Origin of the sequence: Marinitoga sp. 1138 (assembly GCF_013363265.1) — a bacterium.
GTDB lineage: Bacteria > Thermotogota > Thermotogae > Petrotogales > Petrotogaceae > Marinitoga > Marinitoga piezophila.
This window is the reverse complement of record NZ_LBFA01000006.1, coordinates 127,459-151,940: the sequence shown is the minus strand read 5'-3', so window position 1 is coordinate 151,940 and position 24,482 is coordinate 127,459. Positions and strand designations below refer to the sequence as shown.

The following is a 24,482-nucleotide window of genomic DNA, read 5'->3' as shown; positions in this document are numbered from 1 at the left end:
CATCGATTCAAGCCTCTTTTAACATTAAAATTTTTCTTTTATTTTATCTGGATCTTCACCAATTTCTTCCCAGATTTTTTCTAATTCTTCATCAGACATTTTTGCAAGTTTTTGAAGTTTTTCAGGCACTCCCTGTCTTTTTCCAGGTAAACATCCATCAGCTTTTACATCGCCATTTACAAATCCTTTTGCGAAACCAGGACATCCAGGATATCCACAAGCACCACAGTTAATACCGGGTAATAAATTTTCTGCGAATATTACTCTAAGATCTTCTTTAACTTCAAATTTCTTTTCAGCAAAAGCAAGAAATGTTCCTGCTAAAAACCCCAATATAGCAAGCAAGATTACTGCATTTATGATTATAGACATTATAACTCCTCCCTTATATTTTTATGAGACCGGAGAATCCCATAAATGCCATTGATAACAATCCAGCTGTAATTAATGCAATTGCTGTTCCTTTAAATGGTTCAGGAATATCATAATAATCCAATCTTTCTCTCATAGCAGCAAAAATTATTAATGCCATACCAAAACCAAATCCTGCACCTAAAGCATTTATAATTGTTTCAACAAGTGTATATCCATTCATTACGTTAATTAATGCAAGACCTAAGATAGCACAGTTTGTTGTAATCAAAGGAAGGTAAATACCCAATGCTTCATAGAGATTTGGAGATACCTTTTTTATGTAAAATTCTATAAATTGAACTAATGTGGCAATAACAAGTATAAATACAATTGTTGTTAAGAATTCAAGGCCAAGTTTTACAAGCAATAAATTCAAGAACCATGTTATAGTACTTGCAACAACCATAACGAAAATAACAGCCATTGACATACCTGAAGCTGAACTAATTTTTTTAGAAACTCCAAGGAACGGACATATACCAAGGAATTTAGATAATACAAAATTATTTACTAAAATTGCTGATAAAAATATAAAGAAAAGCTTCATTTCTTATCACCAGCCTTTGCCTTTTTTCTGTTATTAATTGCAATAGCATTAAACATTGCAAGTAACATACCTAAAACTAAGAAGGCTCCTGGTGGTAATATCATAACATATAACTTCATAGCATCTCCCCAAATTGGGAAACCGAAAATAGTTCCATTACCGAGTAATTCTCTTACTGAACCAAGTAATACTAACGCTCCTGTAAAACCTAAACCCATACCTAAAGCATCGTATATAGAATCGAGGATAGAGTTTTTTGAAGCAAATGATTCAGCTCTACCGAGGATTATACAGTTAACAACAATAAGAGGAATAAATAAACCTAAAGTTTTCCATAAATCATATGTATAGCCATGCATTAATAAGTCAACCATAGTAACAAATGATGCGATAACTACAATATAAATAGGAATTCTTATGTTTTTAGGTACCCATTTTTTAATTATAGAAATAACAATATTTGATAATGTTAAAACTGATAATGTAGCAAGTCCCATACCTAAAGCATTTTCTGCATTTGTTGTAGTTGCAAGTGTTGGACACATGCCCAAAACCTGAACAAATACAGGGTTTTGCTGTACTAAACCAGCTTTAAAATTTTTAATATCAGCCATTATTGAATCACCCCTTTAGATTTGAGGTACTCAAATCCAGCATTTATTGAATCTGCTACTGCTCTTGGTGTAATAGTAGCACCTGTCATAATATCACTTGTTTGAACAATACCTTTTTCTTTTCCTTCTTTCATTTGTTCTGGTGTAGAAAGAATTACTCCAGCATCTTTATTAACCTTTACACCGTTTAATAATCCTTCATAACTTATAGGATAAAATCTCTTTTTTACCTTATCTAAAGCTATATTGGCACCTAAGCCAGGAGTTTCCTGTGAGTATGAAATTACTTCAAGATTATTGAAATATAATTCTTTACCATCTTTTACAAAAGAAATTACAGAGATAACTTCACCACCGAATCCTATACCTGAAACTGTTAATACATATATATCTTTACCATCTTTATTGGTATATTTATATACAGGTGAATAAACCTTTGTACTTTTTCCTTCGTATAATATGCCTGTATCTGATGAATCCCATTCAGCACTTTGTAATTGTTGTAAAGAAGTTGGGATTTTATCTTCAGAAAGCAATAATCCACCGTTTCTTGAATCAATTAAAACCTTTTTTATAGCTTTTAATTTTGCATTTAATTCTGCATTGTCAATTGCAGGTTTTGTAGATACATAAACTGTTGCAACAATAAATCCAGAAATGACTATAAATAACATTAATATAAAACCTGTTTTCATATATTCCTTCATTTTTTACCACCTCTTGTTGTGCCAAAAATACGTGGCTTAGCATATATATCAATAAGAGGAACTAGAGCATTCATGATTAATATTGAGAATGAAACTCCTTCTGGATAAGCTCCAAAAAGTCTAATAACCATTGTAATAATACCTAAACCTATACCAAATATAATATGTCCTTTTGGTGTCATAGGACTTGTTACCATATCTGTAGCCATAAATAATGCACCTAACATTATACCTCCACTTAAAATGTGGAATAATGGACTTGCGTATTTTGTTGGATCAATTAAATAGAATATACCAGAAATTACGAATACAGTTGTTATATATGAAACAGGAATCAAAATCTTTATTCTCTTTTTATATACAAGATATGCAAATCCTAATAATAATGCTGCTGCACTAACTTCACCAATTGAACCAGGAATTGTACCAATAAATAATGTTTTTAAATTTATTGTATAGTCTGCCCAGTTGTTTAATGAGTCTAAACCTTTTTCTTTTAATATAGCAAGTGGTGTTGCTGTTGTAATAGTGTCATATTTGTAATAAAATGGTCTATACCATGTGGTCATTGCAACAGGGAAAGAAATAAGCATAAACACCCTTCCAACTAATGCAGGGTTAAAGATATTTCTTCCAAGACCTCCATATACATGTTTTCCTAAAACAATAGAAACAAATACACCTATTAATATTTGCCACCAGGTTACTGCTAAACTTAAATTCATTGCCAATAATAAACCTGTGACTGATGCACTAAAATCAGGTTTAAAGTCTTTTTTCTTTCTTAAAACTCTCATTATATAAAATTCAAGAGCTTCTGCTGCAACCATTGAGAATAACATAATCCATACAGCCCTGAATCCAAATACCCAAGCTGATACGAGGAATGATGGGATGAGGGCTATTAATACATCAACCATTACCTTTCTTACACTATCATCTGTCCTTAGATGTGGACCAGCTGCCATATTTAACTTCATTTTTTGGCCCTCCCTTTTAAAGCTCTTGCAACTTTTTTACCTGTTTTAAATGTTTTTACAAGATCAATATTTGCAGGACATCCATATGAACAAGAACCACATTCTATACAATCCATAAGACCATATTCCATAGCTTTATCATATTCTCTCTTATCAATTTGCATTTTAAGCAAATAAGGTAAGAGATTAATTGGACATGCCTGAACACACTTTGAACATCTTATACATGGATATGTTTCTCTATTTGGAACTACATCTTTGGTCATTACAGTTAATGCATTGTTTCCTTTAAATGTTGGTAATTCAATGTTAGGAAGTGGGATTCCCATCATTGGACCACCATATAATATTCTATCGATTTTATCTTCTTCAACAAGACCTACATGATCCAATAAGTCTTTTGCTAATGTACCTATTCTATATATGAAATTACCTGGTTTTTTAACGCCTTCTCCTGTTAATGTAATTCCTCTTTCAACAAGCGGTTTTCCTTTTTCAACAGCTTCGTAAATAGCATATGCTGTTGAAACGTTAAAAACGACAGCTCCAACATCAAGAGGTAATCCCCCTGAAGGAACTTCTCTATTGGTTATTGCATAAATTAATTGTTTTTCAGCACCCTGTGGATATTTGGTTTGAAGAACTTTAATCTCAATAGGTTCACCTGAAGCAGCTTTTTTCATTTCTTCAATTGCATCAGGTTTGTTGCTTTCAATTCCAACATATGCTTTATCAACGCCAATAGCTTTCATAATAATTTTAATACCTTTGATGATGTCTTTTGATCTTTCGAGCATCATTCTGTGGTCTATTGTTATATATGGCTCACACTCTGCAGCGTTGATAATTAAAAACTCTGCTTTTTTCCCTTCTGGAATTGACATTTTTACATGTGAAGGGAACATAGCTCCACCAAGCCCAACAATACCAGCTTCTTTTACAATCTCAACAATTTCCTGAGGTGATTTCTTTGTGTAATCACCGTGGTTTGGAATTAATTCCCATTCATCTTCTCCAGTTCTTTGAATAACGATAACGTCATTCTTTGTACCAGTAGCAGCGTTTGTCATTTTTGTAATTTCCACTACTTCACCGGTAACAGGAGAATGAATGTTTGCTGAAATAAATCCGTTAGCTTCACCAATCTTCTGACCTGTTTTAACCTTCTGACCAACCTCAACAATAATCTTAGCAGGTGCTCCAATATGATTTGTAGTATAAACATATACCTTTTCTGGTAAAGGTAATACCTTAATTGGAACATGTTCTGCTAATTCTTTTTTTTCTGGTGGATGAACCCCACCTTTAAAGGTTAAAAATCCCATCGCCAGCCTCCTTTCAGAACTTCCTACTTTCTGGAATATTATATAATACCTTATTTGGCTTTTCGTTATAATATGGTCGTGTACAATAACTACATCCACTGGTTTTTATTGCTTCTTCTACATCAAAATCTATGTGAGGTAATCTTACTAATTTTTGATTTTCATCAAATACAAAATCTTCTATTGAAACATCGTTTTTTTCTATTATTTCACGAGCATATTGTATAATTCTATATCTTTCAATAGAAGGAGGCTCAAGATTTTCCAATTTAGTGCCTTTTATTGGAGTGAATGAAAATAAAGAAACCAGTACATTTATTTTTTTCATTTCTAGCATTAGTTCAACTAAATCTTTATCACTTTCACCAAGACCAACAATTATATGTGTTGTAATCTTATTAGGATATTTCTTTGATGCATCTGTCAACATACCAAAGAGGAAGTCAAAACTTCCTCCTCTAATTTCAGAATACAAATCTTTATTAGCAACATCAATGGAAATACCCAGATTATCTATTCCATATGAAAATATTTCATCTATTTCGTCAAAATCTTTTGGCCTTAATGAAACTGCTTTTAATACATTAAAATCTTTAATTTTCTCCAAAAAACTTTTTAATTCTTCAAAATATCCAATAGAATTTACTACTTGAATACATAATCTTTTAAATGGATTAAGTTCTTCTAATTTGTTTAAAAATATTTCAACATCATATTCTGGCCATTTTATTCTTGATAAATAATCAACATCTGATTTTGCATCTTTTGCCTGAGCACAAAAACTACAATTATATTGACATTTTTCACCAAGCATTAAATATGCAGTAGGCATTTCAAAGTTGATTTTTCCTTTTTTTAATCCCAAAATTGCAGCTGTTGCATAGGATAATTTTATTTTCATTTTATTCCTCCTGAATTTTTATCCCCTCCACCACATTGTCGAAAATTAATTTTATTAATGTAGCCTCTTTTGAAGAATATATTATAAGCGTTTTATAATCGCCATTTGAAAACATTTTTTCTGTTTCATTTATTTTTTTTAATCCATTTTCAAATTCTTTATTCCTATATACAGCATTTCTATATATATAATTTACCATATATAAATTAAATACAATACCTATAATTATTAAAGAAATTATTAAGAATAAAGAGTAAATTTTCACTAAAAGACCCCCATCCAGATTCCAAGGAGCAACGCTCCTACAATTAATCCTAATGAAAGTCCTAATATTATAAGAATATCAGATGTTCTAACCTTATTTTCTGGTAAATTTGCTTCTTTTTTTAAACCTGCAATTGAATCTTTTATAACATCGCCTATTATTTTATCTTCTGGTGGATTAAAATATTCTTCTCTTTTTTTATGCATTTCTTCAATTTTTTTTGCATCGACCATCATTTTTAGATTTTTTGATATTACAGCTTTTCCAATAAGCCCACTTCCCAGATCGACCTTAATGAAGAAATAGTCTGTTTCAGGAATCAATTCTTTAGCTACAAGCTGAGATTCAATAGGCATTATATTTTTTCCGCTATCATCAAATTTATCTGGATAAAGTTCCTTTAATTTGTTTACATTTGCAGGATCTATTGGATCAATAACCAATGAATAAATAGGGTCTCCAACATCGAGATTGTTAATGGTTAATCCGGTTAATGGATCAGATAAAGGTAAAACTTCAGGTGAGTTTTGAACATCAATTCTATTTAAATATGATTTTTCTTTATCAGTAAAACTTCTATTTTGTGTCATTAACCATACTAAATCCTGATATGTAAGTTTTTCAGCAACAACTTTTATGTTTACTTCTCCTTCCCATTCTTCCAGGATTTCAGAAAGTATAGCTTTTACAATAATAATGTCTGAATCTCGCACTCCTAAAAACATTTTAGCATTGATAATTTCAGGACCATATTTTTTTATTGTTGATTGAACAAAAGCTAAAAATTGCTTATTTAAGTCAAGAACTGTTGAATCCTTGATAGCATTGTAATAAAGTTCTTCAATTTTAGATTTATACTCAATATATGAGAGATTAATATCCGGTATTTCAAACTTCGGAAGTTTGGATTTTGGTATTGATAACATTTTATATTCAGGGGCACCCTTTTGTTTACCAAACATATACCCAACTATTACTTCGGCTGTTAACGATGATGTTGCAAAGAACTTAACTGCATAAAAATCCATAATTTCCCCTCCTAAAGAATATACCCTCCTGAAGGAATATTGTTTTCAATTTCCTTCACACCATTTCCAATTAAAACATTTTTCCCAATTTCAATTCCTGAAGGGATTTTTACATCGAACCCTATTAAAGTTATTTCAGAATTATAAACTTTTGAATTATAAGAGTTTTCTGCATATTCACCTATACCTATTTTAGAATTTTCACCTATTTCAGCTCTTTCACATATTATAGCTTTTTCAATATAAGCACCTTTTTTTATTACACAGCTGTTCATTATAACAGAATCTTTTACCACAGCACCCTCTTCGATTATTACACCCTGGAAAATTACAGAATTTTCAACAGAGCCATACACTTCACTTCCTTCACTTACAAGTGAACCAATTAAATGGGCTTTTTCTGAAATATATGCTGGGGGTAATTCTTCAGATTGTGTATATATTTTCCAGTTAATTTCATGTAGATTTAATAATGGCATAGGTCCTAATAATTCAAGATTAGATTCCCAGTATGATTGAAGAGTTCCAACATCTCTCCAATAGCCTTCATAATTAAAAGCATATAATTCATTTTTGTTTTCAAGCATTTTTGGTATTATATTTTTACCAAAATCATGATCTGAATTTACGTCTTCAGCATCTTCTATTAATAATTTTCTTAAAATTTCCCACGAAAATACGTATATTCCTAGAGAAGCAAGGTTTCCTTTAGGTTCTGCTGGTTTTTCCTGAAATTCAACAATTTTTCCAAAAGAATTTGTAACCATTATCCCAAATCTATGTGCTTCTGAAATAGGTACTTCCATACAGGCAATTGTTATATCAGCACCTTTTTCAATGTGGTAATCAATCATTTCATTGTAATCCATTTTATATATGTGATCACCTGAAAGAATTACTACAAAATCAGGGTTATGGCTATCAATATATTCTATATTCTGGTATATGGCATCTGCTGTTCCTCGATACCACGATTGATCGGTATTGCTTACGTAAGGTGGAAGTATAGTTAATCCTCCGGTTTTTATATCAAGATCCCATGGACGACCTATTCCAAGGTGTTTATTTAAAATATGGGGTCTATATTGAGTTAAAACTCCTACATTATGTATTCCAGAATTTACACAATTACTTAAAGCAAAATCTATAATTCTATATTTTCCTCCATATGGAACTGCTGGCTTTGCAAGGTATTCGGTAATAGCGCCAAGTCTTGTCCCCTGACCACCAGCAAGTATTAAAGCAACAACATTCATCTTTCTCCCCCCAATACTATATAATAGTACCTTTCTCAATTACTTTAATGTCATTTTCACCAATAATTTCCCTGCCTTCACGTATTTCACAGTCTTTATCAATAATGGCATTTCTTATAACGCTTCCTTCAGAAATTATTGTGTCCTGTAATATAATGGAATTTTCCACTACCGCACCTGCTTTTATTCGAACACCTCGTGAAATAATGGAATTTTTAACCATTCCATTTATTATTGTTCCATCGGCAATAAATGAATTTTTAACGCTGGCATTAATGTTAATTTTAGGTGGCGCATAATCTTTTAATTTGGTATATATTTTATTTTGATAGAATAATTCCTGTCGTATTTCCTTTTTCAATATATCCATATTTGTATTATAATAAGTTTCTATGGATTTTTTTATATTTGACCAGTATCCTTTGAAATCATAGGCATATACTCTTAATTTTTTTAGATTCGGAATTATAATATCTTTTACAAGGTCTTTACCGCCATTAGGAATACTGGTGTAAAGTAATTCTATTAAAAGTGCTTTATTTATAAAATAAACTCCAAGTGAAATTCTTTTTGATTTTATTTCTTCAGGTTTTTCGTAGAATTCTGTAATTCTTCCATCATTTTCTGTAATTACCTGGCCATATTGAGACAATTCCTTTTCATTATCAATTTCTTTTGTTAATATGGATATATCAGCAGCATTTGAAAGATGAAATCTATATAATTCTGAAAAGTCAAAATTATATATATGATCACCAGAACCAATTAAAACGAAATCTTCGTCACCACGCCTTAATAACGTCATATTCTGAAATATGGCATCAGCAGTACCTTTATAAACAGGGATTTCGTCTTTTTTTCTAAAAAAAGGTTGTAAAATAAATAAACCGCCTGTTTTTCTGTCGAGATCCCATTCTTTACCGCTTCCGAGATGATCCATTAAACTTCGTGGATAATATTGTGTCAGCACACCAACTTTTTTAATTTTTGAATTTACAAAATTACTAATTGTAAAATCTATAGCTCTATACTTTCCAAATACCGGAACTGCTGCACTGGCTCTTTTCATTGTTAATTGTTCAATACCGCTTTTTGATGAACCTGCCAGAATTAAACCGAGAACTTTCATTCTATCATTCCCCCTCAAATAAGTCGAAAAATTCCCTTTCAAGATGTTTTAATTTTTCAATATCCTTGTCTTTGATATCTGGATATAAATATGAATAATCCAGGCCAATTAATTTTATAACAGGCATTAAAAGATTTTTTTTGAATATTGGATATTGAAATAATAATTTTAAATTTTTAAGCATTTTTTTGTACGCATAACCATAACTTATACCTGTTATTCCAAATTCTTTTTTTAATACATCATTGAATTTTCTGTCAATAATTTCTATATTTTCAATCTGTAGAATTTTCCACCATTTTTGTTCAATAAAATGCATTCCATATATTTTTAAAGATAATAATTCGTCAAAATTATATTCAAAATGCGTATGAGAAATTGGTTCTGAATAATATGAATTAATGATACCATGTAATTTTTCATCAAGTTCCATATGCAATATGAAACCTTTATAAAAATCATTCGGGAACCCTTTCATTATTTCTTTAAATTCATTAGATGATATTTTATGCAATATATCTCCAATTTCTTTATATTTTTTTTCATTTGCGTAAAAGAATACATCTGGCCCTTGAGCTCCAAGGTATAGTTCCGTGTTCCAATTATTGTGTTTTTTCATTGCGTATATAATATGTGCAAGCATACTTGGCATAAATTCACCTCAAAATTCTTATCCACATACATTTCAAATATAAGCTTTCAGGTATTTGAAGTATCCATGGATGATCGTTAGATTGAGTAATGATATCTATTGCATTTAATCTAATTCCTTCAAATTCAACACTTCTTCTTAAAGATTCTACCAACAAATCTATATCTGCCTGATAGGCGCAGCTACATACGCTTAATATGCCATTATCTTCGAGTTTTAGAATACCGGATCGAGATATTCGTTTGAATATTTGAACGCCTTTATGCCTTTCAGTTTTCTTTTTTATTAAAGATGGTGGGTCTAACATCATAAGATTAAATTTATAATCTGTATTTTCAAGATATTTTTCTACATCTCCATATATTGCTTCGATTTTATCTTCTACACCATTCAATTTTGCATTTTCCTTTAATAATTCAATAGCGTATTCATCTTTATCAACAGCAACAACGCGTTTTGCGCCAAAAACAGCCATGTTTAATGCAAAACCACCTGTATATGAATATCCGTCAAATCCTGTAGCATCTTTTGAATATTGTCTTATATATATTCTATTTTTTCTTTGATCGAAGAAAAAACCAGTTTTTTGGCCATTTTTTATATCGACAATATATTTTATACCTTCTTCTTCAATAGTAAATCTATCTGGTGGATTTTCTCCATATAAAAGACCCACATTTCTTTCAAGATTTTCTTTTGAAGATGTTTCAAAATCACTTCTTTCATATATTCCTTTAATTTCATTTCCAAATAAGTCAATCAATGCATCTATAATTTCATTTTTGAAATTTTCTACACCTTTATTTCTAAACTGAATTACAAGAAATTTTTCATATTTATCTATTATTATTCCAGGAATTCCATCAGCTTCTGCATGGAAAAAACGATATGAATCTCCATATCCTTTTCTTATTAATAATGCGGTTTTGAATTTATTTAAGAAGAAATTTTTATCTATATTTTCATCTTTTAAGGTTAAGATTTTTACAGCAATATTTGAGCTATTTGAAAAAAATCCTTTTCCTATATATTCAAAATCTTTTGAAAAAACATTGCACAATTCACCGTCTTTTTTTTCACCGGTGATTTCGGAAATTTCATCTTTAAAAATCCATAAATATCCATTTTTAATCTTTTTTTCTTTTCCTTTTTTTAAAGTCACTACTATCATAAATCGCCCTGCACATCCAATCTATAGTTTAAAATTTCCTCTTCACTGAAGAAGATTTTCATTTCTCTTTCTGCTTTTTCTGGTGAGTCTGAAGCATGAACAATATTTTTTGTAACACTCATTCCAAATTCTCCTCTTATACTTCCTGGAGAAGCTTTTAATGGATCTGTTGCACCTATTATGTGTCTTACCATTTCTATAACTCTTGGTCCTTCTACTACCATAACAACAGAAGGACCAGATAATACAAAATCAATTAACTCATTATAAAAAGGTTTATCTTTGTGTTCTTCATATAGTTTTTCAGCCTGTTCTCTTGTAAACTGTATCATTTTTAAGGCAATAATCTTTATTCCTCTTCTTTCCAATCTACTGATAACTTCTCCTGTTAATCCTCTTCTTATAGTGTTGGGTTTCAAAAAAATAAATTCTCTTTCTACCATACTTAAATCCCCCCTGTCTCCTTGATTTTACCATTTTCTAATTTTATTGAATAATCACAGTATTGAAGAAGTTTTGATTCGTGAGAAACAACAACAATTGTTTTGCCGATATTTTTTAACTCTTTAAAAAGGTTAAAAACAATTTCTTTGTTTTTTAGGTCTAAACTTCCTGTTGGTTCATCTGCTAAAATTATTTTTGTATCACCAACAATGGCTCTTAAAATACTGGCTCTTTGTTGTTCACCACCAGATATTTCATGAGGATATTTATTTATAATTGATTCTATTCCTAATAAATTAGCATAATCCATAATTTCATTTTTATTTTCTTTTTTTACGCGTATTAATTGAGCTAATCTGGCATTTTCAAAAATAGTGAGCTCGTTTATTAAATTGAAAAATTGAAAAACAAAACCAATTTTTTTCTTATGAAATTCAAAATTATATTCAATTGTTCCAGTTTGAATTTTTAATAAGTTTCCAATTAAAAATAATAAAGTGCTTTTCCCGCTTCCAGAATGACCATAAATGCCGAAATATGAATTTTCCGGAATTGAAAAATTTATATTTTCTAAAACATTATGATTTCCATCATATGAATATGAAATATTTTTTATCTCAATAATATTATTCACCATGAAGCACCTCTACAATATCAAAAGAAAGAAGCTTTCGAGATGAAATAAAAGAAAAAGTAAAAGATAATAATGTGATAAATATAAAGGCTAATATTATATCTGTTGAGGATAAATAAAATGGGATTTTATCGATATAGAAGATATTTTGTGGTATAGGAATATTAACATTTTCAAGTATTTTTACTGTAATTATTGATAAGATGCTTCCAAAAACAAATCCTACAAGAGCAATTATCATACTTTCTCCAATAAAAACCATAGCTATTTTTTGTTTTCCCATACCAAGCGATTTTAAAATTCCAATTTCTCTTTTTCTAACAAAAATAGAGTACATAACAGAATTTGAAATGCTAAATCCGCTCATAAAAACTACAAAAAAGGTAATTAACATTGCAAAATATGAATCCATTTCAACGGCTTTGGCAAAATTTTCATTTTGCTCTTCCCAGGTTGTAGATAAGATTCCATTTAAATATTTACTTTTAATTTCCTGAGCTTTTTCTGGATTTTTTAAGTAGATACCTATATAATTATAAGATTTTTTAGTTGATTCTTGTAAAATGAAAGCAGAATCTACAATGTATATTCCTGATTTGAATATTCCAGAAACTTTTAGTATTTTCATCTTAATATTTCCAGAGTCATCTGTATATATAAGATTTAAATTGTCCCCAATATCTATATTTAAATTTTGAGCTAAAGCATTTCCTATTACTGCTTTTTCAAAGGAACCTTTTACCAATAACTTTTTAAATATTGTTATATCATCTACTTCCATTAAACTTGCGCCGATTTTTTTACCGTAAATATTAAAAAAACCCTGATATGTGGAAAATTTTATTCTTGAAATTTCTTCAGGAATTTTTTTGTTATATTGTTGAAAAATGGTGATGTGTGGATTAAAAGAGGTAATAGACCTTATTAACAAAACATCAAAACCTTTTATTACAGATATAACAACAATCATTCCCCAAACACCTATCAAAATGGATAAAAAAGGAAACAAGAAATGTTTCCTGTTTTTTTTCAAAAATCCTTTAATAAGTATAACTATTTCTTTCATAAATTACTCCCCACTAATATAATAGCATCTGATTTTAAAGTGTTATAGTAATTATTGCTTAAAAATTTTATCAGAGAAAAATACACCATCTCATTTCCTTTTATATCAACAATTTCAAAGGTTTCATTTTTATATCTTTTGCGTATTTCTTCTAATATCTTTTCCTTGTATTCCGGAGTTTTTATAAATATGTATGATTTATTATGTTTTATTCCATCGACATTTGGAAGTATATCTACTATTTCAATTAAATATCCACGCGCATTTGTCCATCTGTTTCTGGTTACAGTATAAAAACTTAAACCAAAACTTTCCATGTTGTTTATTAATGTTACCCATATTTTCTTATTTTCTTTTGGTTCTTCAAATTTTACAAGGTATTGATGCATATATTCTGCATTTTTGGAAGAAAGCTTTACGTAATCATTAACGATTTCAACAGGCAAATTCAAAAAATTAATTTCTGCATTTTTTGAAACCAGAAACAGAGAGAATAATTTTTTAAAATCAAATGAATTTACTGTGTTTTTTAAAACTATATCAATGGATTTAATTATTTTTGACATTCCTGAGCTTTTTGCTGCGTTCATTAAGGCGAATAATACGTCCTTTTGTCTTTGAATTCTCCCTAAATCACCCATTGCATCATGTCTAAAACGAGCGTAATATAAAAGCTCTTCTCCATTTAAATAGTTATATCCCTGCTTAAAGTCTATATGCAAATTTTGATGATAATCCTCATAATACATATCTTTTGGAACGTATATTCTTACAGGTGCAAAAAGATTTCCGACTTCTTTAAATAATCCATAGTCAAAAACAAGATAATCAGATATTTTCACCTTAAACATATTTTCTAATAAATTTATTAATTCTTTAGCGCCGTATTTTACATATATTGCATTTACTCTTAAAGTGTTGTTATTTATAGTAACAAGTAAATCTCTGGGAATTGGTAAAACCAGTATTTTTTCTTTTTTTGTATTTACTCCAACTAACAATATAGAATCTGTCCTTGAAACCTTTTCATTAACATCTGTTGTATCCATCCCAAGAACTAAAAAATAATATGTTTCAGGAAGTTTTTCTATATTTGCATATGTTTTTACAAAAGGATATATCATGGAAATGATAACCATGATTGAGAAAATAATTCCCAGAAAATACATAAAATATTTCATTTAATCACTCCATAATAGTCTTCAATGATTCAATATTAGTTTTATCTATATAATTCCTTTTTACATCTTTTTTTAAGTCTGGTAAGTTAATCTCTATTGGCTGAGATAAAAGTGTTTTTATTTCCAATTTATCATAACCAGTAATTGAATATTTTGAAAAAGCCTGTAATAATGCAAACATTCCATTATAAGAGATATTTGTGCTACCATCTTTTCTGATTATGTCTATTAACTTATTAATTGTAAACATATCCATGAGTCCTGATTTTCGAGTTTTTAATGTATCAAAGAAATTATCGATGGTTGTTCCACTTCCCTTTAACTTTGCAACTAATGAAGGAACTGTATCTTTTTTTACTGAAAAGTAGTATTTTATTGTTGATGGATTGATTTCAAAAATTTCTTCAAAATTTGTTAGAGCTTCCTCCGGTTTTAAAGAATCAATATAAAGGTTTTTTTCTGAATAATAAACATTATCAGGACTCTTTACAATAAATATTTTTCTTGAATTATTTTTTATTCTAACAAAATAAATTTCCGTATTCTTTCCATCTTCATATGAAATGAGATAACTAATTGAGTCGGCCTTTAATTCTGTGCTGTTTTTTAAATTATTGTAAAAATAATATACTCCACCAATACCTGCAATTATTATAATTAATAAAATTATCCATATAAGACTTCCTGATGAACCTCTTCTTGTATTTCCAACCTGTAATCTTGTTGCCACTTACTCCACCTCCATAATATTATAATTCCATGCTTCAACAGTTTCATACAGCAATAAATGTTTTTTTTCAATAGCATAAATTATTTTATTTTTTAATATTTCTATATAAGCTTTTTCAATATCTCTTTTTGCTAATTCTCTCAAATACTCAACATTTTCATAATTCCTTGTAGGTTCAATTGAATCTGAAATAAATAATATCTTTCCAATTATATTTGTATTAAAGCATTTACAGCCACTTGTATGAAAATATATAGCCTCATAAATATCATTACAAATATTATATTTTTTTTTCAAGAATTCAGCGGCTATTTTTCCATGCAATAATATTGGATTTTTGACTTCTGCCTTGGAGAGTTCCAATCCATAACTTTTTGCCATATTTAAGAAACGATAAGGTTTCACATCCCTAAAAAGGTCATGCCCAAAGGCGGCTATTTCAGCTTTTAATTCAGATACACCATATAGGTTTGCGAGTATTTTTGACATATATGCTACACCCATAATATGTTTTAATCTATAAGGGCTTACGAGTTTATTTAATAGTTCTTTTATTTCTTCTTTTATTGTTTCCAATATATCACCTCATAAAATTTCAAATTCTGAAGAATAAAGTGTAAAACCTTCTGTTTCTATTTCTTCTTCTATGGTTTCAAAAAAGGATATAAGGAAATCTTTATCTTTGGAAAGCGTAACTATAGATATTTCAAGCAATTGTTTATTGTCATGGAAATCGCTTTCAGTTATTGCAAGATTAAATTTTTTTCTCAGTTTATTTATAAGTCGTTTTACAATGCTTCTTTTTTCTTTTAATGAATGTACATCAAATAATCTAATTTGATAATATGCCAATAAAACTCTCATATTCACCACTTTTTATATTCGATTTTATCTTCGATGTATTCTTCAAATCTTGCCATAATAAATAAAAGATCAGATAATCTATTTACGTATTTTATAAGGTATTCATTTACTTTATTTTTTTTAGAAAGAGTTATTATTCTTCTTTCTGCACGCCTTGCTATAGTTCTACAAATGTCAAGTTTTGCTGATTGTATAGTTGTTCCAGGTATAACAAAGCCTTTTAATTGCACTGCATCTTCAAAATAATGGACAAGTTTTGTGATTTCATCTACATCTTCTTTTGTTATTGGTTGAACAAAAAGTTTGCTTTCAGATGCAAGTTCTCCTGCAACCCTGAAAAGGTTATCTTGAACTTTGTGGATAATATCTTTTACTTTATAGGATTTTACATAATGTTTTGCTTCTCCTAAAAAAGATGATAATTCATCAATAGTTCCGTATGCTTCAACCCTGGCATCATCTTTGTCTACTCTTTCGCCAGACCATAAACTTGTTTGACCTTTATCTCCACCGCCAGTGCTAATTGACATTATCTTCCTCCTTCCAGAATCTTTTTCACATATATTATACCATTTTAAGTTACAAAAACAGAAATTAAAATTCAAAAAGTTTTTGAGAAAATAAAAAATACCGCCAGAAGATTTTTCAACTGGCGGTATTTTTATAAAATTATGAGTTTATTATTTCCATATATCTGTCCACAAATGCCTGAACTTCATGCATACCAAAGTTTCTATAGAAACGTGTAATTTCTTTATTATCCTCATCAACAAATACAAGTGTTGGTACAGAGAAAACAAGCATTTGACCTGCGACTTCCATTTTTTCATCAATATCCACATATTCTACTTCAATATTGTTTTCTGCCATTAAAGCTTCGACCTTTGGCCATAATGCCTTACATGTTCTGCATGTTTTGTTTGCAAAGTACATAGCTTTTATCATTTCATAACCCCCTTACTTTTTATTTTTTCTTTCAGGGGGATTTTAACAAATAGACTTTAAATATTAAAGAAATTTTGTTAACAGTGCTTGAAATTTAAAATTCAATATATTCTCCTGGTTTTAAAATTTCACAATTTACTCCGAGACTTTCTACTTTTGTTTTAAATGCCTGTGGATCAGCACTGATAATATCCCATGTATTATAATGGAATGGAACTACTACTTTTGGTTTTATCATCTTTGTTGCAATTACTGCATCTTCAACATCCATTACGAAATTTCCGCCAATAGGTAAGAATGCAATATCAATATTTTCAAGTTCCAATAATTCCATATCTTTAGTTAATCCTGTATCACCAGCATGATAAATCTTTTTTCCATCTATTTCTACAATAAATCCTCCAGGATTACCACCATATATTATTTTATCTCCTTCTATAATTCCAGAACCATGTAAAGCAGGGGTCATTTTTAATGAACCAAAATCAAATTGTTTTCTTCCTCCTATATGCATTGGGTGTATATTTTTTACTCCTTTTGAACCAAGATATTCACAAATTTCAAAGTTTGATATTACAACTGCTCCAGTTTTTTTCGCAAGCTCTACTGTATTTCCAAGATGATCTAAATGACCATGCGTTACAAGAATATAATCTAATTCTTTTACATCGTCAACTTTTAGTGTTGATTGTGGATTGTCATTGAGAAAAGGGTCAATAATAAACTTTTTGCTTCCTTCTATTAATACTGTAGCATGCCCGATAAAAGTTACTTTCATAGTATCCCCTCCTTAGCCGATGTTAATACTGATTCCAATGTATATACAATATAACAACAACAAAATTAACCCCTTAAAAAATCCCATTTCTCTTTTTCTAAACATAAATAATTCTGTTAATATTATTATTCCAACCATATAATAAGCATCGAATATTACATTTCTATCAGGTACAATTGGATGAATACTTGCAGAAATTCCAAGAACAACTAAGATATTAAAAGCATTAGAACCTATTAAATTGCCAACAAGAATATCGTTTGTTCCTTTTTTTGCTGCGATAATACTTGTAACAAGTTCTGGTAAAGAAGTTCCTAAAGCTATAATAGTTACACCAATAAGTGTTTCGGACAATCCCATCGCTATAGCCAGTCCTGATGCTCCATTAACAGTTACGTCTCCACCAATAGCCAACATTACAATACCAAGCAATGATAAGAATGTAATTTTACCCCAGGACATATCTTTAGTTTCTACTTCATTTAATTCTTCAGAAAATTGTTCCTGAAAGGTTTTATCCATTTTTGCCATATTATACATATAAGCTATAAATATAATTAAGTATGTAAGTAGCATAAAACCATCGTAATTTGAGAGAGAACTATTTCCATCAAGCAACATAAATAACAATGTCATAGAAATAAGAATAACAAACGGTATTTCATATAATAAAGTGCTTTTTTTTATTATGCTCTTTCTAACCATCGATGAAAGCCCAAGAATTAAAGCAATATTTGCGATATTACTTCCTATTACATTTCCTAAAGCAATACCTGCTGAACCTTTAAAAGCAGCACTTATACTAACAAATAATTCTGGAGCACTTGTGCCAAAAGCAACTAATGTTAGTCCTGTAAATAATTCTGAAACTCCCATTTTTCTTGAAAAGCCAACAGCACCGCTAATAAGATAATCTGCACCTTTTATTAGTAAAATCATTCCAATCACTACAAGGACAAAATCCAATAACAATTATTCCATCTCCTTTCTGTATTTATCCAAAAGACTAAAAAACTCATCATCAGACATCTTTTTATTATAATATTGTTCTTTAAAAGTAGATATAAATTGATATATATTATTCACCAATATAGGATAATCTAAAACTTTACTATATATATCCGCATTTTTAGCTTTATCTTCAATAACTTTTTTATACAAATTTCGGTTTGTTGATTTTAAATAGTTTAACCTTATTGCTTCAGCAATTAATTCAGGCCATATATCGTTTTTTTTCTTTTTTTGTATTTTATATCCAAAAACATAGTGCGAGAGTTCGTGCACAAAAATACCGTTTTTGAAATCGATATTTCTTAGAAATATATAGTTCGGATAAAGAAAAAAGGATTGTGCATATTCATTATTAAATATATATAACTCTTCTGGAAGTTCAATATTTACTGATTTTAGGAAAATAATTCCCTCTGTTATATAAGAAACATCGAAATTATCTTCATAATATATTTTAGTATTATCTAAAAGAATTTTATTTTCAGGAATTGAATATGCAATATATAACTTATTTGTATATCTTACTTCAAAATCAGTGTTTATTTTAATTGGTATATGTATAGTATAGTTTTTCTGAAAATTAATAAGCATAATTTCATCTATTTTTATTCTTTTTATTCCAAAATTATATTCAGTAAAATCTTTCCCATTGAAAAACTCTATAGTTTCAAAGGGATTTAAATTAATTATGGTAATGCTATCCTTTTTAAAAATTATAAAGTTAAAGAGAAATAGAAAAATTACCAGGAGAAAGAGATAAATCCTTCGAGATTTCCACCAACCCATTTTTTATCACCTATTTTTATATGTGTTTTTCCAAGATGCGGTTGAGTTAAATATACATAATTTTCAAAAGCCTTTATATTATCGATATTTTCAATTTCAAAATTAGGATTTATAATTACATTTAATTTTTTATTATTATCTTCAATATTTGAATTTACAGCAATTATTTTGCCGCTATTCAATTTTAATTCAAAATCTTTTTTTATTTCCAATTCTTCAAAAGGTTTTTGAATAAGTAATTGATATTTCTTTTGATAAAATTGCCCTGTAATAATTGTTAAATTATTATAGTCTGCAATTGCTGATAGGAAATCAGATATTTGTTCTAATTCATCATCGTTTATAGAACCATTTTTAAAAGCATTTCCGTTTATAAACATAAAAGAAGGATTTTTATGATAAACAAAATCTACCATTCCTTCAATAAACTCTATATTTTCTTCAAGGGAATTTAAAGGGTTAAACTGCAAAACAAGAAAATTCAAGTTCATAATTCACCTCCGAAAGTTTTTCTTTCTATAATTATATTATAAAACAAAAATATGACATTTCAAATAAAAAAATGAACGTTATGTCGGAAAACTTATAAAAAAAATAATATTTAGGTGTAAAATATAATTGTTAATTAATTTTAAAAGGGGTGGAGATTGTGAGAAAACAACTTTATCGTTCGAGAAAGGATCGTGTAGTTGCAGGAGTTTGTGGTGGCATTGCTGAATATTTTGATATAAGTTCTATTATAGTAAGATTAATATGTATAGCTTTATTTTTAAGTAATGGTATTGGAATATGGGTATATATTATTGCGTGGTTAATAATCCCTACGGAACCTTTAAATAACAAGTTTGAAACTGAAACTATTGAAGGAAAAAACTATAAAAAGAGAAATAGAGAGATGGAAAGCATATTTATAGGCTCAGCGTTTATTATAATTGGAATACTTCAAATACTTTATAATTTTTTTCCTGAAATTGTTCATTTTTCTTCAGCTCTAATAGCAGGTATAATACTTGTATTTTTGGGTATATATTTAATCTACAATGAATGGGGTGAAAAAAGATGAAATATGTAATGGGGATATTTTTCGTATTAATGGGTATTTTTCTTATTTTAAATGGTTTTGACATTGATTTATTTACAAGAATAGTTTTCAATTTCACAAGATTCTGGCCGTTTATTTTTATTATGATAGGAATTTCCATATTATCTTCAACCAAAAAGCTAAAATGGATGAAGCATCTTAATACTGTAGTTGGAATTATATTTATTTTACTCTTATTATTCTGGAATAAAAATACCTTTGATACATCTTTTTCATTTGATTATAATGAAGAGAAATATGAAAAAAATTATTTTGAAATATTGCCAGATGAGTATGAGAATAAAACCTTTAAAATGGATTTTTCTGCAGTAACTGTAAAAGTAAATATTAGAGATGATATAGATAAAATAGAAGGAACATATTATGGTCCTGAGCCTCTTGAAATAAGGAATAATGGTAATGTAATAAAGATTAATTCTGATACTTTTTTAAAAAACGGATATAAAATTATTTTGGATCTTCCTTCAAAATATACATATAATTTTGATATTAATGCAGGTGCCGCTAACTTTGAATTAAAAGAACAATATAATAATATAGAAAAAATTTCAATAGACGCTGGTGCCGCTAATATAAAAGGAGAAATAAGAGAAGGATTTAACATTCCGCTTGTAATAAATACAGATAGCGGAGCTTTGAAATTATCTTTGAAAATACCAGAAAACAGCACATATTTTTATTCTCTTGATGGTTTGGTGAAAAATACTCATATTGATTCTGGATTGATAAAAACAGATATTAATCCAGATATAAGAATTATTTCTGATAGTGGAGTTTCAAGTATCGCATTGAAAGTGATAGAAGAGTAAATAAATTCTGGGGGCATTTGATATGAAAAAAATAATTGAGATTAAGCACTTAAAAAAGTATTATAAAAATGTTAAGGCTGTAGATGACATTTCCTTTGATGTATACGAAGGTGAAGTGTTTGCTTTTTTGGGGCCAAATGGTGCAGGAAAAACCACTACACTTGAAATTATAGAAGGACTTAGAAAAAAGGATTCCGGAGAAATAATATATTTTGATAAATATACTGACCCTTCGGATAATTACATAAAACAAAGAATAGGTGTTCAATTACAAAACAGTGCTTTTTTTGATAACCTTACAGTATATGAAACATTAAAAATGTTTGAAGGTTTATATCCCAAAACCAGAGAAGCGGATGAAATACTTGAAATTATGTCATTAAATGAAAAGAAAAATTCAAAAGTAAAGAAATTGTCCGGTGGTCAAAAGCAACGTCTTGCTATAGGCATTGCTTTAATCAATGATCCTGATATACTGTTTCTCGATGAACCAACTACAGGACTTGACCCACAGTCAAGAAGAAATATATGGGAAATTGTTTTAAACCTTAAAAAAGCTGGTAAAACCATAGTTTTAACCACACATTATATGGAAGAAGCTGAATATCTTTCAGATAGAGTTTACATAATAGATCATGGAAAAATAATTGCAAATGGCAGTGTTAATGAATTAATTAAATCTCTAAATAAAAAATCAATTATTACATTTGAAACAAAAACACCTGATCTTTTTTTAGATAAGTTTAGAGAAATAAATGTTACGAATGAAAAAGTGGAAATAGAAACAAATGAAGTTGAAAAAGTATTATTTGAAATATTGAATTTAACAAAAAAATCAGAAATTACTGTTGATAACTTAACTATAAGAAAACCAAATCTTGAAGATGTTTTTCTACATCTTACCGGTCGTTCATTAAGGGATTGAGGTGAATGACTATGTCTAAATTAATCATATTGACTAAATCAATGTTAAAAAACAATATTAGATCGTTTGATAGTTACTTTTGGGCATTTATCTTTCCTGTGGTTCTTTTTGTTATCTTTGTAATGATTTTTGATAATATTAATTATAGTGAAGACCTTTCTTTTAATTCATTAAAAGCAGGAATTGTATATGAAAAAAAACTTACAGGATTTGGGAAAACCATTATCTCTCAAATGCTTAAACATACAAATTTCAAAACAGAAAATATAAATACTTTAGATGAAGCATTAAATGAATTGAAAAATAAAAAATTGGATATTATAATTTACTTTCCAGATGATTTTTCTTTAAATCTTAATTCTTCATTGTTTGGAATAAAACAAAAAGAAGCAAATGTGGATATATATTATGTAGAAGGCAGAAATAACTCAGAAATATTAAAGGAAATATCAAAAATCTTTTTTGAATACTCAAATATAGAGATAATAAAAAATGTAAAAAAAATAAAAGAGCCTGAAATAAAAAAAATTGCTATAGATTCAAAAGATGTTTTTAGATATAGGGATTTTTTATTTCCGGGAATATTGATTATGTCCATAATGTCTATAGGATTCTTTTCAATTCCATATGACATATTATTTTCGAGGGATTCTGACATTAACAAGAAAATGCTAACCACACCGGTAAATGGTTTTACATATTTCTTGAGTATACTTTTAAGTGATTTAATTATAGTAATGTTATCTAGCATATTTTTATTTTTAGCTGGAATTATAATGCATGTTTCTTCAGAATTTTTCTCTGTAAGATTTTTTCTCTTATACCTTTTTTCTATAATTACTATTTTTTCTTTTGGATTGTTAATAACAGCATTTTCGAAAAATATTAGTTCAACTATGTCAATTTTAAATATTCTTTTTCAAATATTTATGTTTTTAGGGGGATTATATTTTCCTGTATTTAATATTCCCTGGGCAATAAAATGGATAGTATATATAAACCCTATTACATATCTTGTAGAAGGTATGAGAAGAACAATAGGAATGAATATATCTCCTATTTCAAATGCCTGGCTAATAATAGTTCCGATGCTATGGATTATTATGTCTTTTATGGCGTTTTCAATAAAATATAGGAAGGTGATGGGATATGAATAAGATTTATATTTTAAGCAAATACATCACCAGAGATATAATAAAAAATAAAGGGGATATGTTCTTTGTTATATTTTTTCCTGTAATATTACTTATTATTTTTGGTTTTGTTTTTGAACAGCAAAATTCTAAGTCTATTGTTGCATTATATGCTGATAGTAACTATTATAAAAATGAATTAGATAAAATATACAATGTAATTCCGGAAAAGTCTGAAAACGATGTAAAAGATTCAGTAAAAAAAGGAAAAGCAAATATTGGAATATATATTTCGGAATATAATGCAATTATTTTCTATAATTCTTCAGATATAAAAAATTCTCAGGATATAAATTTTCTCGAGTTAACCTTAAAAAAATTACTTATAAAAAATCGTTCTAATATTAAAAATGATTATATAGTTGTCAGAGAAAATAAAGTATTAACAACTGAAAAAGAGCATGAATATATAGACTTTCTTTTAGCTGGTTTAATTGGGATTTCCTTACTTTCAAATGGAATGTTTTCTGTTATTACATTGTTTGGGAAATATAAAAAACAGAATATATTAAAACGTTTTATACTAATTCCAATGAATCCAATTGAATTTGTGATTGGATTTTCAATATCAAGAATTTTTATGACATTTATTTCCTCAATAATACTTATATATGCCGGAAAAATAATATTTTCTTCTACAATAACAGTTAATTGGAATGCGTATATTATATTAGCTTTAAATGCTACATTTGGAATGATGGGGCTTGGCTTATTGTTTTTATTCTTTTTTAAAAATACTGAGACAGCACAGAATGCTGCTTCTGCATTCTTTACATTAATGATGTTCTTTTCCGGAGTATATTTCCCTATAGAATTTTTACCCAAATATTTTCAACCATTATCCTATATACTTCCAACAAAATATGTTATAGATGGAATTCGTTATACATTTGGAATTGACAATATGAAAATTCAATATCTTGTTTTTTTAAATATCGTCTTGTTAATAACAGGAATTTTTCTTCTCATAATTGCATCAAAAAAATTCTTAATGCCGGAAAAGTGAGATAAAAATAGCAAAAAAA

The 24,482-nt window shown here is 28.5% G+C and carries 31 protein-coding genes; 5 read left to right on the top strand and 26 right to left on the bottom strand.

Going from position 1 to position 24,482, the window contains the following annotated elements; genetic code table 11:
• Positions 1-24: 24 nt before the first annotated feature.
• The 26 genes from XO11_RS02655 to XO11_RS02530 form a co-directional block, all read right to left on the bottom strand.
• Positions 25-372 carry a (Fe-S)-binding protein gene (locus XO11_RS02655; RefSeq protein WP_014296031.1) on the bottom strand — a complete coding sequence of 116 codons (348 nt, stop codon included), beginning with the start codon at positions 370-372 and terminating at the stop codon, positions 25-27.
• Between the two features lie 13 nt (positions 373-385).
• On the bottom strand, positions 386-961 hold the full coding sequence (gene rsxA / locus XO11_RS02650) for an electron transport complex subunit RsxA (RefSeq protein ID WP_014296030.1): 576 nt from the start codon (positions 959-961) through the stop codon (positions 386-388).
• A complete protein-coding gene (rsxE, locus tag XO11_RS02645; protein ID WP_014296029.1) occupies positions 958-1,575 on the bottom strand; it encodes an electron transport complex subunit RsxE in 618 nt (205 codons plus the stop codon). Before rsxE ends, rsxA begins: the two co-directional genes overlap by 4 nt.
• Positions 1,575-2,282 (bottom strand): RnfABCDGE type electron transport complex subunit G, encoded by a 708-nt coding sequence (locus XO11_RS02640; protein ID WP_014296028.1) that lies wholly within the window; start codon positions 2,280-2,282, stop codon positions 1,575-1,577. Before XO11_RS02640 ends, rsxE begins: the two co-directional genes overlap by 1 nt.
• A complete protein-coding gene (locus XO11_RS02635) occupies positions 2,279-3,262 on the bottom strand; it encodes an RnfABCDGE type electron transport complex subunit D (RefSeq protein WP_014296027.1) in 984 nt (327 codons plus the stop codon). Before XO11_RS02635 ends, XO11_RS02640 begins: the two co-directional genes overlap by 4 nt.
• Positions 3,259-4,587, bottom strand: a complete 1,329-nt coding sequence (rsxC, locus tag XO11_RS02630) for an electron transport complex subunit RsxC (RefSeq protein WP_014296026.1) — start codon at positions 4,585-4,587, stop codon at positions 3,259-3,261. The genes XO11_RS02635 and rsxC overlap by 4 nt, the downstream gene beginning before the upstream one ends.
• Before the next feature lie 13 nt (positions 4,588-4,600).
• Positions 4,601-5,488: a radical SAM protein gene (locus XO11_RS02625; RefSeq protein ID WP_075780314.1), complete on the bottom strand. Its 888-nt coding sequence runs from the start codon at positions 5,486-5,488 to the stop codon at positions 4,601-4,603.
• Position 5,489: 1 nt separating this feature from the next.
• The gene (locus XO11_RS02620) at positions 5,490-5,753 is read right to left on the bottom strand and encodes a hypothetical protein (RefSeq protein ID WP_175418119.1); all 264 of its coding nucleotides are present in this window, start codon (positions 5,751-5,753) and stop codon (positions 5,490-5,492) included.
• Positions 5,753-6,781 (bottom strand): DUF4899 domain-containing protein, encoded by a 1,029-nt coding sequence (locus tag XO11_RS02615; protein WP_014296023.1) that lies wholly within the window; start codon positions 6,779-6,781, stop codon positions 5,753-5,755. Before XO11_RS02615 ends, XO11_RS02620 begins: the two co-directional genes overlap by 1 nt.
• A gap of 11 nt (positions 6,782-6,792) precedes the next feature.
• Positions 6,793-8,037, bottom strand: a complete 1,245-nt coding sequence (locus XO11_RS02610; RefSeq protein ID WP_014296022.1) for a glucose-1-phosphate adenylyltransferase — start codon at positions 8,035-8,037, stop codon at positions 6,793-6,795.
• Between the two features lie 16 nt (positions 8,038-8,053).
• Positions 8,054-9,166, bottom strand: coding sequence for a glucose-1-phosphate adenylyltransferase subunit GlgD (glgD, locus tag XO11_RS02605; RefSeq protein ID WP_175418118.1), 1,113 nt, complete (start codon positions 9,164-9,166; stop codon positions 8,054-8,056).
• A 4-nt stretch (positions 9,167-9,170) separates the two neighbouring features.
• Positions 9,171-9,818, bottom strand: coding sequence for a hypothetical protein (locus XO11_RS02600; RefSeq protein ID WP_014296020.1), 648 nt, complete (start codon positions 9,816-9,818; stop codon positions 9,171-9,173).
• Between the two features lie 4 nt (positions 9,819-9,822).
• Positions 9,823-10,989: a class I SAM-dependent rRNA methyltransferase gene (locus tag XO11_RS02595; RefSeq protein ID WP_014296019.1), complete on the bottom strand. Its 1,167-nt coding sequence runs from the start codon at positions 10,987-10,989 to the stop codon at positions 9,823-9,825.
• Positions 10,986-11,432 carry a nucleoside-diphosphate kinase gene (ndk, locus tag XO11_RS02590; protein ID WP_014296018.1) on the bottom strand — a complete coding sequence of 149 codons (447 nt, stop codon included), beginning with the start codon at positions 11,430-11,432 and terminating at the stop codon, positions 10,986-10,988. The genes XO11_RS02595 and ndk overlap by 4 nt, the downstream gene beginning before the upstream one ends.
• Before the next feature lie 2 nt (positions 11,433-11,434).
• Positions 11,435-12,070, bottom strand: coding sequence for an ABC transporter ATP-binding protein (locus XO11_RS02585; protein ID WP_014296017.1), 636 nt, complete (start codon positions 12,068-12,070; stop codon positions 11,435-11,437).
• Positions 12,060-13,133, bottom strand: coding sequence for an ABC transporter permease (locus tag XO11_RS02580; RefSeq protein WP_014296016.1), 1,074 nt, complete (start codon positions 13,131-13,133; stop codon positions 12,060-12,062). Before XO11_RS02580 ends, XO11_RS02585 begins: the two co-directional genes overlap by 11 nt.
• Positions 13,130-14,314, bottom strand: a complete 1,185-nt coding sequence (locus tag XO11_RS02575; protein ID WP_014296015.1) for an LCP family protein — start codon at positions 14,312-14,314, stop codon at positions 13,130-13,132. The genes XO11_RS02580 and XO11_RS02575 overlap by 4 nt, the downstream gene beginning before the upstream one ends.
• 4 nt (positions 14,315-14,318) lie before the next feature.
• Complete coding sequence (locus XO11_RS02570; protein ID WP_075780311.1) at positions 14,319-15,044, bottom strand: hypothetical protein; 726 nt, start codon at positions 15,042-15,044, stop codon at positions 14,319-14,321.
• On the bottom strand, positions 15,045-15,620 hold the full coding sequence (gene yqeK, locus XO11_RS02565; protein ID WP_175418116.1) for a bis(5'-nucleosyl)-tetraphosphatase (symmetrical) YqeK: 576 nt from the start codon (positions 15,618-15,620) through the stop codon (positions 15,045-15,047).
• A gap of 9 nt (positions 15,621-15,629) precedes the next feature.
• Positions 15,630-15,908, bottom strand: coding sequence for a DUF503 domain-containing protein (locus XO11_RS02560; protein WP_041638455.1), 279 nt, complete (start codon positions 15,906-15,908; stop codon positions 15,630-15,632).
• A gap of 2 nt (positions 15,909-15,910) precedes the next feature.
• Positions 15,911-16,438: a cob(I)yrinic acid a,c-diamide adenosyltransferase gene (locus XO11_RS02555; RefSeq protein WP_014296011.1), complete on the bottom strand. Its 528-nt coding sequence runs from the start codon at positions 16,436-16,438 to the stop codon at positions 15,911-15,913.
• 139 nt (positions 16,439-16,577) lie between these two features.
• A complete protein-coding gene (locus XO11_RS02550) occupies positions 16,578-16,853 on the bottom strand; it encodes a thioredoxin family protein (protein WP_014296010.1) in 276 nt (91 codons plus the stop codon).
• Between the two features lie 94 nt (positions 16,854-16,947).
• Positions 16,948-17,631: a metal-dependent hydrolase gene (locus tag XO11_RS02545; RefSeq protein WP_014296009.1), complete on the bottom strand. Its 684-nt coding sequence runs from the start codon at positions 17,629-17,631 to the stop codon at positions 16,948-16,950.
• Positions 17,632-17,643: 12 nt separating this feature from the next.
• Complete coding sequence (locus XO11_RS02540; protein ID WP_014296008.1) at positions 17,644-18,603, bottom strand: calcium/sodium antiporter; 960 nt, start codon at positions 18,601-18,603, stop codon at positions 17,644-17,646.
• Positions 18,604-19,428, bottom strand: a complete 825-nt coding sequence (locus XO11_RS02535; RefSeq protein WP_075780309.1) for a hypothetical protein — start codon at positions 19,426-19,428, stop codon at positions 18,604-18,606.
• Positions 19,383-19,919, bottom strand: coding sequence for a hypothetical protein (locus XO11_RS02530; RefSeq protein ID WP_041638453.1), 537 nt, complete (start codon positions 19,917-19,919; stop codon positions 19,383-19,385). The genes XO11_RS02535 and XO11_RS02530 overlap by 46 nt, the downstream gene beginning before the upstream one ends.
• Before the next feature lie 158 nt (positions 19,920-20,077).
• Here XO11_RS02530 and XO11_RS02525 point away from each other — a divergent pair, with 158 nt between their 5' ends.
• From XO11_RS02525 to XO11_RS02505, 5 genes are read left to right on the top strand one after another with little or no spacing between them, the layout of a single operon-like run.
• On the top strand, positions 20,078-20,491 hold the full coding sequence (locus XO11_RS02525) for a PspC domain-containing protein (protein ID WP_014296006.1): 414 nt from the start codon (positions 20,078-20,080) through the stop codon (positions 20,489-20,491).
• The gene (locus tag XO11_RS02520; protein ID WP_175418115.1) at positions 20,488-21,339 is read left to right on the top strand and encodes a hypothetical protein; all 852 of its coding nucleotides are present in this window, start codon (positions 20,488-20,490) and stop codon (positions 21,337-21,339) included. Before XO11_RS02525 ends, XO11_RS02520 begins: the two co-directional genes overlap by 4 nt.
• Before the next feature lie 22 nt (positions 21,340-21,361).
• Positions 21,362-22,264, top strand: coding sequence for an ABC transporter ATP-binding protein (locus XO11_RS02515; protein WP_175418114.1), 903 nt, complete (start codon positions 21,362-21,364; stop codon positions 22,262-22,264).
• A gap of 11 nt (positions 22,265-22,275) precedes the next feature.
• Complete coding sequence (locus XO11_RS02510) at positions 22,276-23,421, top strand: ABC transporter permease (RefSeq protein WP_175418113.1); 1,146 nt, start codon at positions 22,276-22,278, stop codon at positions 23,419-23,421.
• Positions 23,414-24,463 (top strand): ABC transporter permease, encoded by a 1,050-nt coding sequence (locus tag XO11_RS02505; RefSeq protein WP_075780306.1) that lies wholly within the window; start codon positions 23,414-23,416, stop codon positions 24,461-24,463. Before XO11_RS02510 ends, XO11_RS02505 begins: the two co-directional genes overlap by 8 nt.
• The last annotated feature ends 19 nt before the right edge of the window (positions 24,464-24,482 follow it).

Bases quoted from the DNA above. Each gene is read 5' to 3' on its own strand.
- XO11_RS02655 (WP_014296031.1), bottom strand. From the start codon at position 372: ATGTCTATAATCATAAATGCAGTAATCTTGCTTGCTATATTGGGGTTT.
- rsxA (WP_014296030.1), bottom strand. From the start codon at position 961: ATGAAGCTTTTCTTTATATTTTTATCAGCAATTTTAGTAAATAATTTT.
- rsxE (WP_014296029.1), bottom strand. From the start codon at position 1,575: ATGGCTGATATTAAAAATTTTAAAGCTGGTTTAGTACAGCAAAACCCT.
- XO11_RS02640 (WP_014296028.1), bottom strand. From the start codon at position 2,282: ATGAAGGAATATATGAAAACAGGTTTTATATTAATGTTATTTATAGTC.
- XO11_RS02635 (WP_014296027.1), bottom strand. From the start codon at position 3,262: ATGAAGTTAAATATGGCAGCTGGTCCACATCTAAGGACAGATGATAGT.
- rsxC (WP_014296026.1), bottom strand. From the start codon at position 4,587: ATGGGATTTTTAACCTTTAAAGGTGGGGTTCATCCACCAGAAAAAAAA.
- XO11_RS02625 (WP_075780314.1), bottom strand. From the start codon at position 5,488: ATGAAAATAAAATTATCCTATGCAACAGCTGCAATTTTGGGATTAAAA.
- XO11_RS02615 (WP_014296023.1), bottom strand. From the start codon at position 6,781: ATGGATTTTTATGCAGTTAAGTTCTTTGCAACATCATCGTTAACAGCC.
- XO11_RS02610 (WP_014296022.1), bottom strand. From the start codon at position 8,037: ATGAATGTTGTTGCTTTAATACTTGCTGGTGGTCAGGGGACAAGACTT.
- glgD (WP_175418118.1), bottom strand. From the start codon at position 9,166: ATGAAAGTTCTCGGTTTAATTCTGGCAGGTTCATCAAAAAGCGGTATT.
- XO11_RS02600 (WP_014296020.1), bottom strand. From the start codon at position 9,818: ATGCCAAGTATGCTTGCACATATTATATACGCAATGAAAAAACACAAT.
- XO11_RS02595 (WP_014296019.1), bottom strand. From the start codon at position 10,989: ATGATAGTAGTGACTTTAAAAAAAGGAAAAGAAAAAAAGATTAAAAAT.
- ndk (WP_014296018.1), bottom strand. From the start codon at position 11,432: ATGGTAGAAAGAGAATTTATTTTTTTGAAACCCAACACTATAAGAAGA.
- XO11_RS02585 (WP_014296017.1), bottom strand. From the start codon at position 12,070: ATGGTGAATAATATTATTGAGATAAAAAATATTTCATATTCATATGAT.
- XO11_RS02580 (WP_014296016.1), bottom strand. From the start codon at position 13,133: ATGAAAGAAATAGTTATACTTATTAAAGGATTTTTGAAAAAAAACAGG.
- XO11_RS02575 (WP_014296015.1), bottom strand. From the start codon at position 14,314: ATGAAATATTTTATGTATTTTCTGGGAATTATTTTCTCAATCATGGTT.
- XO11_RS02560 (WP_041638455.1), bottom strand. From the start codon at position 15,908: ATGAGAGTTTTATTGGCATATTATCAAATTAGATTATTTGATGTACAT.
- XO11_RS02555 (WP_014296011.1), bottom strand. From the start codon at position 16,438: ATGTCAATTAGCACTGGCGGTGGAGATAAAGGTCAAACAAGTTTATGG.
- XO11_RS02550 (WP_014296010.1), bottom strand. From the start codon at position 16,853: ATGATAAAAGCTATGTACTTTGCAAACAAAACATGCAGAACATGTAAG.
- XO11_RS02545 (WP_014296009.1), bottom strand. From the start codon at position 17,631: ATGAAAGTAACTTTTATCGGGCATGCTACAGTATTAATAGAAGGAAGC.
- XO11_RS02535 (WP_075780309.1), bottom strand. From the start codon at position 19,428: ATGGGTTGGTGGAAATCTCGAAGGATTTATCTCTTTCTCCTGGTAATT.
- XO11_RS02530 (WP_041638453.1), bottom strand. From the start codon at position 19,919: ATGAACTTGAATTTTCTTGTTTTGCAGTTTAACCCTTTAAATTCCCTT.
- XO11_RS02520 (WP_175418115.1), top strand. From the start codon at position 20,488: ATGAAATATGTAATGGGGATATTTTTCGTATTAATGGGTATTTTTCTT.
- XO11_RS02515 (WP_175418114.1), top strand. From the start codon at position 21,362: ATGAAAAAAATAATTGAGATTAAGCACTTAAAAAAGTATTATAAAAAT.
- XO11_RS02510 (WP_175418113.1), top strand. From the start codon at position 22,276: ATGTCTAAATTAATCATATTGACTAAATCAATGTTAAAAAACAATATT.
- XO11_RS02505 (WP_075780306.1), top strand. From the start codon at position 23,414: ATGAATAAGATTTATATTTTAAGCAAATACATCACCAGAGATATAATA.